This is a genomic window from Halosimplex halophilum (assembly GCF_004698125.1).
GTDB classification, from domain to species: Archaea; Halobacteriota; Halobacteria; order Halobacteriales; family Haloarculaceae; genus Halosimplex; species Halosimplex halophilum.
On record NZ_ML214297.1, the window covers coordinates 2013834 to 2025980 of the forward strand.

A 12147-nucleotide genomic window follows, 5' to 3' on the forward strand; every position below is an offset into this window, starting at 1 on the left:
CCGCTGTCGACCCCAACGGCTTACGTCCGGGGTGCGATGTCGGGGTATGCGACGCGTCATCGTCGACACGGACACGGCCGGCGACGACACCCAGGCGCTGGCGCTTTCGGTCCTGACCGACCGGCTGTCCGTCGAGGCCGTCACCGTCGTCGCCGGCAACGTCGAGTTCGACCGCCAGGTCGAGAACGCCAAGTACACGCTCTCGCTGGTCGACGCGACCGATGTCCCCGTCTACGAGGGCGCCCGCTCGCCGCTGGTGAAGTCCCACGAACACGCCACCGAGATCCACGGCGAAGGCGGGCTCGGCGGCGACCTCTTTCCCGACACCGACATCGACTCCGCGGAGGGGTTCGCGCCCGACGAGATCGTCGCCCGCTGTCGCGAGGCACCGGGCGAGATCACCCTGCTCTGTATCGGCCCGCTCACGAATCTCGCGCTCGCGCACGCCCGCGCGGAAGACCTCCCGGAGCTCGTCGACGAGGTGTGGGTGATGGGCGGCGCCGTCGAGTGCCGGGGCAACGTCACCCCCGCCGCCGAGTTCAACCTCTGGGCCGACCCCGACGCCGCGAAACGCGTCCTCGACGGCTTCGACGTGACGCTCGTCGACTGGGGACTCTGCCTGCGGACCGCGCTCGGCCCCGACACCCTCGAGGAGATCGACGCGATGGACACCGACCTGGCCGAGTTCTTCCGCGAGGTGACCAGGGTCGTCCGCGAGCGGGGCGAAGCCGGCGGCCTCGACGGCATCACCCAGCCGGACGGGCTGGCCGCCGCGCTGCTGGCCTATCCCGAACTCCGCGAGCGCGTCGAGTCGTACCCCGTGGCGGTGGACGAACGCGAGGGTCTCACCCGGGGGTACACCAGCGTCGACTTCGAGGGCGTGACCGGGGAGCCTGCGGACACCCGGATCGTCGAAGCCGCCGATTCCGAGCGGTTCGCCGCGGTCGCTCTGGCGATGCTCCGCGACCGCGACCCCGACGCCGCCTTGGAGTAACTCCTCGTCCGACGGCCACATCGCTCACGGAGTAGCGCCGTCAGAAGTGGGTTGGGGCGGATTTGAACCGAAGGCAGACGTGCTCGCTCGGCTGCGCGCGACTGCCAGGGTTCAAATCCGCCGAACCAGTCCAACCGAGGCTGTGGCGAGCGACATAGAACTCGCTCACAGAGTAGCGCCGTCAGAAGTGGGTTGGGGCGGATTTGAACCGCCGGCCTCCTCCATGTCAAGGAGGTGTCATAACCAACCTAGACCACCAACCCTCGCGTGCTTGCCTGCTGCATCTACGCGTTGACGGCAGGGATAATTGAAGGTTTCGAAGACGGGCCGCCGATCGGGGGTCGATCCGCGGGACGGCACCCGCATCCAGTTCGATCGCTTTCAGGACGCGGCCGGGCAGGACCGGCCTGGCGCGGTCGACGCCGCTCAGAACGAGAAGTCGTCGTCCTCCTCGCGCATTCCGGGGTCCTCGGCGGTGTCCCACATGTCGTCGGCGAACTCGTCGGCCATGTCGGTCTCGGCGACCTCCTCGCCGGTGTCGCGGGTGTAGGCGTCCAGTCCCATCGAGAGCAGCTCCTCGACCGCGGCCTCGCGGCTGACGAACTCCTCCTCGGTCATGCGTTCGAGCTTCGTGAATACGTCCTCCGGGAGTGATACTTCGACTGTGGGCATGGGTTGTCGGTTTACACTCGGGAGTCAAGTGTTTTGAGTATTTGGGCTGTGAGCGACCTCACCGCTCACCCGAGCGACCGATGGGACCGGTTACTGACCGGCGGTGATCGACAGCTCGACGGTCGCCGTCGCGCCGCTCGAACCGCCTGAGGAGTCGGTCGATTCCGACCCCCCGTCCATCGACTCGGTCTCCGTCGATGCCGTCGCCGTCGAGTTCCCGCTCGCCGAATCGGTCGGCTCCGGCGTCGCGGTCGGCGTCGGCTCGGGCGTCGGCGGCTGAGCCCGCCCCATCTCGGAGTTGTCGAAGGTCAGGAAGTACGTCCCCTCGCTGATGTCCGCGGAGGACGACCCCTCCATGTTCTCCTGAACCGTGTGCGCGGAGTTGTAGTTGACCTGATACCCCTGCTCGAAGTAGTCGAACTCGCCCTCGCGGATCATCAGCACGTCGATCGCCGGCCCGCTCGTGACGGTGAACTCGTATTTGAGTGCGCCGCCGTCCGGGAAGGAGAGTTCGTACGCCTTGTGCTCCCCCGCGGGGATCTCGATCGTCTCGTCGATCTCCTCGAAGACCTCGTTCACGTCGGTGTGCTCGGGGAACGGCCCCGAGTTACCACCGCCACCGCCGCCTCCCCCACCGCCGCCGCCACCGCCACCGCCACCGCCGCCACCACCGCCACCGCCGCCTGCGGAGCCACCGTTTCCACACCCCGCAAGCGCCGAGAGACTTGCTGCACCCATCGCCAGGACTGCACGACGTGTTCGAGCCATGGGGCCAGTTACCGCCTTCCATTACAAATATGTGTCGACCACTAACACACGCGTCAGCGGACGGGAACGGTGTGCCTTCCGCCCGGGTACGGTCACGCTACCGACGACCGGGTCCCTTCCCGCCCGTTCGCGGCACCCGTCCGGCGATCCCCGCGTTCCCCACGGGATTCGAACCGACCGACTGCGTGTCGACCACGGCCGGTGTCGGCCGGCAGAGGGGTCCCGAACCGCCGGCCCGCGCGTGTCGGTGGGTTTCCGCGGCGTTCTCGAACTCCGTAACTACCCTTCAGCGCCGGCCTGAACTGCGAAACCTCCGGTTGAACCGGCGGTCCGGGGAAACGCAACCCCGGGTTTATGTGGGTAACCGAGAAGCGTGTGGGTACCACCGCGCAACCCGCGGGGACATCCATGGACATCAACGGGCTACGTTCGGACGACGACGCGGTGTCGCCGGTCATCGGCGTCGTACTGATGGTCGCGATCACGGTCGTCCTCGCGGCCGTCATCGCGTCGCTCGTCCTCGGGTACGGGAACCAGACGGGACCGCAGACGCCGACCACGAGTTTCGAGGACGAGTACACGCCGGCCCCCGACCACGCGGGGTCGGGCTACGCGACGATCGCACACGCCGGCGGCGACTCGGTCGCGTTCGACACGCTGTACGTCCGCGGGTCGGGGTTCAACACCTCGGACACCGCCCACGGGAACGTGCAGTCCTCGGACTCGCTGGACGTGCAGGACGAGTTCTACGAGGACGGGACGGAGGTCCGGCTCCACGTCAACGAGACCGGGTTCTGGCCCGCCGACCGCACCTCCGGCGAGGACAGCCGGATCGTCTCCGAGGACTCGATCAACGTCCCCGTCGACCGCGACTACGAACTGACGCTGGTGTACCGCTCTCCCCAGGACGGGACCTCGTCTATCGTCTACACCGCCGAAGGCCCCGGCGCCTGACCGGGACGGTTCTCTCTCCGGGCGGGTCGTCCGTCGAGTGCTCCGCTCGAAGCCGCTGCGCTCCTCGGCTAACGACCGTCCAGAAACTGAGTGGGCCAACGCGGATTTGAACCGCGGACCTCCCGGTTATCAGCCGAGCGCTCAACCTAACTGAGCTATTGGCCCGTGCTCGGCGCATCCATACCTTCCCGATGGGGGACTTTAACAGTTACCCTTCGGCCTCGATAGCCGCGCCGTGTGGCGGTTCTGTGGTACGGTCCCACAGGGTCGCCGTGCGCCGTGGTGGTGTCGCTCCGTCGAAGCCGCGCCGGTCGTCGGTCAGTCGAAGCCGCGCCGGTCGCCGGAATCGTCGTCCTCGAAGTCGATGTCGTAGGCCTCCTCGTCGAGGTCGTAGGCGTCGCCGTCGGGAGGGCCGGCGGGGCCGGGGCCCTGACCGCCGACGTTGGGGCCGCCGTCGCCGCCGAAGGGGAAGCCGCCGATGTAGACGTTGCCGGTGGCGAACCCGCCGCTCTTCTTGTCCATGTAGGGGACGAGGATCTTCTCCCTGACCACCCAGCGGATGGGTGCGCGGGTCACCGGAACGACCAGCAGGATGCCGATGGCGTCGGTCACGAGGCCGGGCGTGAGCGTCAGCGCGCCGGCCACGAGCAGGAAGGCTCCGTCGATCAGCTCGTCGGTCGGGAGTTCGCCGGCGGCGAGTTTCTGCTGTATCTTCCTGACGGTGTGGCGCCCCTCGGCGCGGACGAGCAACATCCCGAGGAGACCGGTCAACACGACGACGAGCACCATCAGCGGGGCGCTGATCTGGGTCTGGGTCACCAGGAAGAGCAGGAGCAGCGAGTCCAAAAGCGGCACCAGCAACAGCAACCCCAGATACCGGAGCATACCCCGACTTGTCACCGACGCCCCAAACACTTTTCGAGGCGCTCGATCCGGCCTTCGAGGTCCGGTCACCCTGTGATATCCTCTCTTAGTCGTGAAAGCCCTTGACCCGCTAGCAGGAGACGCTACCGCATTCGACAGCAAGCGATGAAAGCCCTCGGCGCGCTCGCGGTCGCTGAGCGGGATATCCTCGCGGCCTTCGGCCGCTTCGGATAGTGGCCCGCTCAGGCGACTACACGAGCGCGAGCGCGCCTCGCCCTTTCAGTCCGCCGGGAGAGCAAGCTCTCCCGAGCCCGCGCTCACACGTTCGCGCGGACGCCAGGGACCGCGACCGCACGACGCCGTGACCGCTCCGCACAGCACCGCAGACAGCCACGAGCCTCCCCAGCCGATTGCGCTCCGCGCGCCTGCGGCGTGCGGTGCTCATCCCTCGCGCGATTCCGTCGCGGCACGGAGGCCGCGACAGCGCGCGCCACGGCAGAGAGATGGACCCCGGCGTGTTCCCCGCGGGGGTGTCCCATCCCGTTTCGACGGGACACTCGGTCCCGGGCTACCGCTCGCGGAGAGTCACTTCGAGCGGTTCCTCGGGCTGGAGGGTGATCTGCATCGAGAGGTCCAGCGGCGGTTCGGTGACCGCGTCGAACGCGAACCGGGCAGTGAGCGTCGCGAGCACGAGCTTGGCCTCCATGAGGGCGAAGCGCATCCCGATGCAGTGGCGCGGGCCGCCGCCGAAGGGGTAGTAGGCGTACTCCGGCAGAGACTCGCGGAAGTCGTCGGTCCACCGCTCCGGGCGGAAGGCGTCCGGGTCGTCGTACCATCGCTCGTCGCGGTGGACGACCCACTGGGGCATCGAGATGGTCGACCCCTCGGGGATCCGGTAGCCGCCGAGTTCCACGTCGCGCGTGGGCTCGCGGAAGACGGTGTAGGCCGGCGGATACAGCCGCAGCGCCTCGTCGACGACCCGGTCGAGGTAGTCCAGCTCGAACAGGTCCGCCGCACCCGGCCGCTCGGCGTCGGCGGCGCTGCCATCGCTCCCGTCGCCCAGCACCGAATCGAGTTCCTCGTGCAGGCGGGCCTGCCGCTCGGGGTCGTTCGCGAGCAGGGTGATGGCGTACGAGAGCGTGAGCGCGGTGGTCTCGTGGCCGGCGAACAGGAAGGTAAAGAGGTGGTCGCGGATCTGTTGCTCGGAGAGGCCCTCCCCTTCGGTCCCGTCGTCGGGGTCGATGGACAGCAGGATGGAGAGGAGGTCCTCGAACTCGTCGTCGCTGGCGCGGCGCTCGGCGACGATGTCGGCGATGGCGTCGTCGAACTCGGAGACGGCGCGGCGACACCGGCGGTTGGCGGGCGTGGGGACCCACAGCGGGAGCAGCGCGGAAAGCGAGCCGGCGTCGAAGCGGTCGGAGATGGCCGCGGCGGCGTCGCGGATGGCCGACTCCCGGCCGCGGATGTCCACGTCGAGCAGCGTCTTCGCGAGGATTTCGAGGGTGAGCGTCCGCATTTCCTCGCTGACGGCCAGCGGGCCGGCCTCGGCGTCGCGGTCGGCCCACTCGGCGGCGCGCTCGTCGGCGAAGCGGGCCATCATGTCGGCGTAGGACTCGACGCGGTCGCGGTAGAAGGAGGGCTGGAGGGCGCCGCGGTGGGCCTGCCAGGCTTCCCCCTCCATCAGGAAGAGGCCGCCGTCGGCGATCTGGCCGAGCGAGTCGCGGATGATCGACGCGCGGCGGTAGTCGGCGTCGTCGGTGACGAGCACCCGCTCGATGTCGGCGGGGTGTTTGAGCATGTAGCCGTCGCTGGTGGCGACGCGGTAGGCGACCACGTCGTCCTCGTAGGCGGCGCAGCGCGCGTAGAACGCCAGCGGGTCCCGGAGGAACTGGAGGGTGTTGCCGACCACCGGAATCCCGTCGGGGCCGGGCGGCCGGTCGCCGGCCGTGGACTGCCGGAGCGCTTCGGCGTCCGTCCCCCCGGCCCCGTCGGCGGCGTCGTGGGTTGCCATCGGGTGGACGTAGGCGCGCCAGCGGTATCGTCCTTCGGCCGAGTACGCTCGACCGTTTAAATACCGGGAGGGCGGTGGCGAGGCGGTGAGCGCGGGACCGACAACGCAGTCCTTATGCGGGCCGTTCCAGTACATCCGGCGATGACAGTCATCGGGATCGTCGGGCTGCCCGGCAGCGGGAAGAGCGAGGCCGCGGCGGTCGCGCGGGAGGCGGGCGTCCCCGTCGTCACGATGGGCGACGTGATCCGCCAGGCCTGCCGCGACCGCGGGCTCGACCCCGCCACCCACCACGGGGAGATGGCCCGCACCCTCCGCGAGGAGAACGGCCCCGACGCCATCGCCAGGGAGTCGCTCCCGCTCATCGAGGACCACCTCGAGGACGCGGACACCGTCGTCGTCGACGGCATCCGCTCGGACGTGGAGGTCGAGCGGTTCGTCGAAGCGTTCGGCGACGAGTTCACCCTCGTGGAGGTCCACGCGCCCGCCGAGCTGCGCGCGGAGCGCCTCGACCTGCGCGGCCGCGACGCCTCCGCCGAGGAGGGCGGCGAGTCCCTCGAAGAGCGCGACGAGCGCGAACTCGGCTTCGGCATGGGCGAGGCCATGGCGATGGCTGACCTGACGGTCGAGAACGACGGCAGTCTCGCGGAGTTCCAGGCCGCCATCGAGCGCCTGCTCGCCGACGGTCCCGGGGCGGTCGCGGACGGCACGAACGAGGGCGACACGGACGAGACCGACACCGACGAATGACCACACGGGAGACACAGCCATGAGCACCGTCTACTCAGTCGACGTACAGATCACCGCGCCGGTCAACGATACCGAGGTGACCGACAGGGTCGCCGACGCGGTCACGAACCTCTTCCCCGGCGCCGAGGTCGACCACGAGCACGGCGAGATCGTCGCCACCGCCCACGAGATGGAGACGCTCTCGGAGTCGCTGCACCGCCAGGAGATCCTCGACACCGCCCGCGGCGCCTTCTTCGAGGACCTGCGCGGCGACACCTTCTCGTTCGACCTGAAGAAGCAGGCCGCCTTCCAGGGCGTCGTCAACTTCGCCGTCGGCGACCCGAGCGAACTCGGCGACATCCACGTCCGCGTGCGCGTGAACGAACCCGACGCCGAGTCGTACATCGACCACGTCGCCCCGCCGACGAAAGAGGGCAAACCGATCGACCCCGACGGGTAGGGCGTTCCCCGACCCCGGTCCTGTCCCCGACGCGTAGCGCCTGCCCTGTCACCGACCGACACGGCTCGGTCAGCTTTATCACCGGCACCGCGGACGAACGGATATGGCAGCGGTCTTCTTCGACGTGGACGGAACGCTGGTGCGCTGGTCGGGCGACTACGCGGAGATACTGCGCGACGCTTTCGAGCGAGCGGGTATCGCTGACCCGGACGACGCGTGGCTGGAGTCGTACGACGAGCACTTCTTCGAGCACTTCGGTGCGTTCGCTGGCGACCCGTATCACCGGGCGTTCGCGGAGGTCTGCGAGGACCACGCCGTCGACGCCCGCCCCGGAGACCTCGCTGAGGCGCTCGTCGCCGCGGAGTTCGACGCCGTCGAGCCGGTCCCCGGCGTCGCCGAGACCGTCGAGAACCTGGCCGACACCCACACGCTGGGCATCCTGACGAACGGGATCCCCGACGTGCAGTTCGGGAAGGTCGACGAGATCGGACTGCTCGACCGCTTCGACGTTCGCGTCGCCTCCCACGACCCCGAAATCGAGGCGACCAAACCAGACCGGGACATCTACGCGGCGGCGAAGGCCCGGGTCGACGCCGAGCGGTACGTGATGGTCGGCGACGACCGCGAACCCGACATCGACGGCGCTCGCGAGCACGGTTTCGAGACGATCCACGTCGACGCGACCGCCACGGACCTGTCGGCGCCCGACTTCCGGACGCTGGCCACGCTGCTCTGACTCGTCCGTTCTCTCGCCCGCGCCGACGGCGATCAGCCGTCGTACCAGCTGACGAAGACGGCGATCCACTCGCCGAGTTCGCGCCGGCGGGTCACTTTGACCGACTCGACCCACTTGACCCACTGGAAGCCGCGGCGCCCGGGCGCGACCAGCCGCAGCGGCGCGCCGTGACCGTGGCTGAGCCGCTCGCCGTCGACGTGGGTCGCCAGCAGCGCGTCGCCGGCCTCCGAGAGCGGGAGGCTCCACCGGTAGCCCGTCACCGACCGGAACTGCACCCAGGCCGCCCCCTCCTCGGGGTCGGCCGCGTCGAGGAGGTCGCCGACGCGGACGCCCCGCCAGTCGTGCTCGGAGTACCAGCCGCTCGTGCAATCGAGGAGGGCCCGCCGCTCGGCTGGCGCTATCGGGGAATCCAGATCCTCTCCGCCCGTCACGTCGTCGTCGGACAGTTCCAGCGGCTCGCGCACCCGGCCCTCGACGGTCAGCGACCACGCCTCGCGGTCGACGGGGTCGGGGTCGTCGGCGACCCACGAGGTGACGGGGAAACCGTTGCCGGCGTCGCTACCGCGCTCGCGCGATCCGGTGAACCGCCGCTCGGCCCCCGCCGTGTCGAAGACGCGGTTGGCGACCTCCTGCGCCTGCCACGCGACGGCGCCCGACCCGACCAGCGCGGCGTACCGCAGCGCGTTGCGCCGGTCGGAAACGGACTCCCGCGTCGGCAGCGCGAACCGCTGGCGGAGGTGGAGGAGCAACAGGAGGGGGACGAGCAGTCCCAGTCCGATGTGGAGGTTCAACAGCCCCCAGGGACCCAGGTCGAGTCGCCCGCCGAACACCCACCAGACGCCGGTCGCCAGCGCCGCCGCCGCGACGACGCCCAGCAGCGCCGACAGCAGCCGCGTCGCGTCGAGGGCGCCCGGCCGGAGCCGGTGGCGCACCCGCCGGAGCTTCCAGGCCAGCAGGACCACCGTCGCCAGCCCCGCCACCGCGTGGACGTCGAACACCCAGGCGCCCGCGGGACGGCCGGAGACGAGACTCACCCCGCCCGTCGCGAGCAGCAGGACCACTGCCGCGAGCAGCGACGCGTCGACGACCCGTGGCGGCGGTTCGATCCGCGGGAGCCGGCTCATCGGTCGTCGTTAGGACTCGATCGGCTTGACTGGCGGGATCGGCTCGACCCGCGTTCGGATCGTCTGTCGGAGTCTCGGCTGGCTCCGTTCGAGTCGGTGGGTGATAGACGGACACGACAGCGACCGCAGTCGACGGTGAGGGTTGAACGCCCTCGCCGCGCTCGCTAGCCGACGTGTCTACCGTACCCGACAGCGGGCGATGAAAGCCCTCGCCGCGCTCGCGGTCGCTGAGGCGGGATATCCGCGCTCTCCGCACCGCCCGCGCGGATAGTGCCCGCTCAGGCGACTACACGAGCGCGAGCGCGCCTCGCCCTTTCAGTCCACCAGGAACAGCACCGCAACAGCACCGCGACCGCACAGCACCGCAACCGCACCACCACTGCAACCGCACCGCTACCACATCGCCACCGCAACCGTCGGCCCACTGGCGGTCGACCTCGTAGCGTCCGCATTCTCAAGGGGGATCCGGTCGAACGGGCGACACGATGCTTCGCCCGCCCGCAGTCACGGAGTTGATGGAGGACGCGGAGACGGCGCCGCCCGACGAGGACGCGCTGGCGGTCGCGCGGCGGCTCGACGAACCCGGGGTCGAGGCGGTCGTGGTCGTCGACGCCGGCGAGGTCGTCGGCATCGTCACGGAGTCGGACGTGGTCGCGCTGGTCGTCGAGGACCGGGACCCCGAGGCGCTGACGGCCGCGGACGTGCTGTCGAGTCCGGTCCACACCGCCGCGCCCGACGAGTCGGTCGTCGACGCCGCCGAGCGCCTCCGCGCCCACGGGATCGAGGCGCTGCCGGTGGTCGACGGCGGCGAACTTCGCGGCGTCGTCACGACGACGCTGTGCTCGCAGTACCTCCCGCACGTCCGCCGGGCCGCGCCGGAAGCGGGGGGCGACGACGACCGCGTCCGCGAGACCGAGCGCGCCGACACCGCCTACGAGAAGGCCGACTGGTCGTTCGAGTACGTCGGCCACCCCGACAGCATCGACGTGGGCGACGTGGTGCGGTTCTCGAAGCCGCTCGACGAGGCGGAGGTCGAGGCGTTCGCCGACGCCAGCGGCGACACCAACCGCCTGCACCTCGACGACGAGTACGCCCGCGGGACCCGCTTCGGCCGGCGCATCGTCCACGGGACGCTCGTCGCCGGCGTCGTCAGCGCCGCGCTCGCCCGGCTCCCGGGGCTCGTCGTCTACCTCTCCCAGGAGGTCAGCTACCTCGGCCCGGTCGACATCGGCGACCGGGTCACGGCCGCCTGCGAGGTGGTCGAGGCGGTCGGCGAGGACCGCTACCGGCTCACGACGACCGTCACCGACGGCGGCGACGAGACGGTCGTCGACGGGGAGGCGGTCGTCCTCGCCGACCCGATCCCCGAAACCGCCTGAGCGGGGTTGCGGCGCGGCGGCGCGACGGCCAGTCGACTCACCGGTCCACAGCGCCGAGCGCGTGGACATCCCCCGTCCCGTCGCCGACGTAGACGCGCCCGTCGACTACGGCCGGCGAACTCGTCACGCGACCGCCGAGCGCGGCCCGCCAGCGTTCCGTCCCGTCGCCGGCGTCGAGCGCGAGCACCGACCCGCCGTCGGTGCCGACGTAGACGCGTCCGTCGACCACGGCGGGCGAGGACTTGACGGCCCCGTCGGTCTCGTGGCGCCAGCGTTCCGTCCCGTCGGCGGTGTCGAGCGCCAGCACCGACCCGCCGTCGGTCCCGACGTAGAGGGTGTCGTCGGCGACCGCGGGCGAGGAGAAGACCGGGCCGTCGGTCTCGCGGCGCCACCACTCGGTGCCGTCGAGCGCGTCGACAGCGGCGATCCCGCCCGGGCTGGCGCCCGCGTAGACGACGCCGTCGGCGACCGTCGGGCCGGACCACGTCCGGACCCCGCCCGGGCCGACGTAGCGCCACTCCTCCCGTCCGGTGTCGGCGTCGAGGGCGTAGATACGGCCGGCGTAGCTCCCGGCGAACACCCGCCCGTCGGCGAGCGCGACCGGGGCGGCGACGCCGAGGAACCCGCCCGCGTCGAACCGCCACCGCTCCGACCCGTCGGCGGCGTTGACGGCGTAGACGCGCCCGTCCGTCGCGCCGAACCGGACCGTGCCGTCCGCGACCACCGGCCCGCCCCGCACCGCCGACGGCCCGGCGCGGTCGCCCGCGACCGCGAACGACCACCGCTCGCGCCCGTCGTCCGCCTCCAGCGCCGTCAGCGTCCCGCCCTCGTCGCCGCAGTAGACGACCCCGCCCGCGACCGTCGGCGTCGCGCGCACCGCCGCGCCCGTCTCGCGGGTCCAGCGCTCCGCTCCGGACGTGTCGTCGGACGCCGCTGGAGCGCCGGTTCCCGACGTTCCGGTCCCCGACGCGGCCAGCGCGGTGACCGTCCCGTCCCCGCTCCCGACGTAGGCGGTCCCGCCGGCCACCGCGACCGACCCCCGGACCGCCCCGCCGAGACCGACCGACCACGCCGGTTCGACCGCCGATCCCGGACCGGCGGTGGGTCCCGTGCTCTCGGGCCGCCACCCCGTGTGGGCGTCGTCGCCCTGGACCACCGGCCATCCGTCCGGCGGCGCGGGTGTCGCCGTCCGCTCGTCGGTCCGTCCCTCCCCGGATGTCGCCGTCTCCCCACCCGCCCGTCCGCTACCGGGCGCAGGGGTGTCCGCCTGCGGGTCGCCCTCGTCCGTCGCCGCGCCCTCGACCGGGGCGGGCGTGACGGTCGACCCGTCGGGGGCGTCGAACAGCGAGCAGCCGCTCAGCGCGCCGGCGCCGACCGCCAGCCCCCACCGGAGCAACCGCCGTCGCGACCACACCGGGTCGTCCCCGTCCTCGTCCGCACCCCGGACCATGTGAACCCT

12 protein-coding genes and 2 tRNA genes are annotated in these 12147 nt (G+C 71.1%); 6 read left to right on the forward strand and 8 right to left on the reverse strand.

Features of this window, described 5'->3' with window-relative positions; genetic code table 11:
- Positions 1 to 46 precede the first annotated feature (46 nt).
- On the forward strand, positions 47 to 994 hold the full coding sequence (locus tag E3328_RS10135; RefSeq protein WP_135364444.1) for a nucleoside hydrolase: 948 nt from the start codon (positions 47 to 49) through the stop codon (positions 992 to 994).
- A 188-nt stretch (positions 995 to 1182) separates the two neighbouring features.
- On the opposite strand, the gene E3328_RS10140 is transcribed toward E3328_RS10135, so the two are convergent.
- The 3 genes from E3328_RS10140 to E3328_RS10150 all read right to left on the reverse strand — a co-directional run bounded on the left by E3328_RS10140 (position 1183) and on the right by E3328_RS10150 (position 2434).
- Positions 1183 to 1257, reverse strand: a tRNA-Val gene (locus E3328_RS10140).
- Positions 1258 to 1420: 163 nt separating this feature from the next.
- Positions 1421 to 1666, reverse strand: a complete 246-nt coding sequence (locus E3328_RS10145; protein ID WP_006885692.1) for a DUF7120 family protein — start codon at positions 1664 to 1666, stop codon at positions 1421 to 1423.
- 90 nt (positions 1667 to 1756) lie between these two features.
- Positions 1757 to 2434 (reverse strand): hypothetical protein, encoded by a 678-nt coding sequence (locus tag E3328_RS10150; RefSeq protein ID WP_167837254.1) that lies wholly within the window; start codon positions 2432 to 2434, stop codon positions 1757 to 1759.
- 408 nt (positions 2435 to 2842) lie between these two features.
- Here E3328_RS10150 and E3328_RS10160 point away from each other — a divergent pair, with 408 nt between their 5' ends.
- Complete coding sequence (locus E3328_RS10160; protein WP_135364447.1) at positions 2843 to 3388, forward strand: type IV pilin domain-containing protein; 546 nt, start codon at positions 2843 to 2845, stop codon at positions 3386 to 3388.
- Between the two features lie 91 nt (positions 3389 to 3479).
- Here E3328_RS10160 and E3328_RS10165 read toward each other — a convergent pair.
- The 3 genes from E3328_RS10165 to E3328_RS10175 form a co-directional block, all read right to left on the reverse strand.
- Positions 3480 to 3553: transfer RNA gene (locus E3328_RS10165), tRNA-Ile, on the reverse strand.
- Between the two features lie 153 nt (positions 3554 to 3706).
- Positions 3707 to 4273, reverse strand: coding sequence for an FxsA family protein (locus E3328_RS10170; RefSeq protein ID WP_135364448.1), 567 nt, complete (start codon positions 4271 to 4273; stop codon positions 3707 to 3709).
- Positions 4274 to 4820: 547 nt separating this feature from the next.
- On the reverse strand, positions 4821 to 6263 hold the full coding sequence (locus tag E3328_RS10175; protein ID WP_135364449.1) for a cytochrome P450: 1443 nt from the start codon (positions 6261 to 6263) through the stop codon (positions 4821 to 4823).
- A 141-nt stretch (positions 6264 to 6404) separates the two neighbouring features.
- On the opposite strand from E3328_RS10175, the gene E3328_RS10180 reads away from it, so the two are divergent.
- From E3328_RS10180 to E3328_RS10190, 3 genes are all read left to right on the forward strand, one after another.
- Complete coding sequence (locus tag E3328_RS10180) at positions 6405 to 7010, forward strand: AAA family ATPase (protein WP_135364450.1); 606 nt, start codon at positions 6405 to 6407, stop codon at positions 7008 to 7010.
- A 19-nt stretch (positions 7011 to 7029) separates the two neighbouring features.
- The gene (locus E3328_RS10185) at positions 7030 to 7449 is read left to right on the forward strand and encodes an RNA-binding domain-containing protein (protein ID WP_135364451.1); all 420 of its coding nucleotides are present in this window, start codon (positions 7030 to 7032) and stop codon (positions 7447 to 7449) included.
- Between the two features lie 103 nt (positions 7450 to 7552).
- Complete coding sequence (locus E3328_RS10190) at positions 7553 to 8185, forward strand: HAD family hydrolase (RefSeq protein ID WP_135364452.1); 633 nt, start codon at positions 7553 to 7555, stop codon at positions 8183 to 8185.
- A 32-nt stretch (positions 8186 to 8217) separates the two neighbouring features.
- Here the strand turns inward: E3328_RS10190 and E3328_RS10195 are convergent, their stop codons facing one another.
- The gene (locus E3328_RS10195; RefSeq protein WP_135364453.1) at positions 8218 to 9309 is read right to left on the reverse strand and encodes a molybdopterin-dependent oxidoreductase; all 1092 of its coding nucleotides are present in this window, start codon (positions 9307 to 9309) and stop codon (positions 8218 to 8220) included.
- Positions 9310 to 9794: 485 nt separating this feature from the next.
- On the opposite strand from E3328_RS10195, the gene E3328_RS10200 reads away from it, so the two are divergent.
- Positions 9795 to 10688, forward strand: coding sequence for a MaoC/PaaZ C-terminal domain-containing protein (locus tag E3328_RS10200; RefSeq protein WP_135364454.1), 894 nt, complete (start codon positions 9795 to 9797; stop codon positions 10686 to 10688).
- A gap of 37 nt (positions 10689 to 10725) precedes the next feature.
- Here E3328_RS10200 and E3328_RS10205 read toward each other — a convergent pair whose 3' ends face one another.
- Positions 10726 to 12138 carry an outer membrane protein assembly factor BamB family protein gene (locus tag E3328_RS10205; RefSeq protein WP_135364455.1) on the reverse strand — a complete coding sequence of 471 codons (1413 nt, stop codon included), beginning with the start codon at positions 12136 to 12138 and terminating at the stop codon, positions 10726 to 10728.
- Positions 12139 to 12147 lie beyond the last annotated feature (9 nt).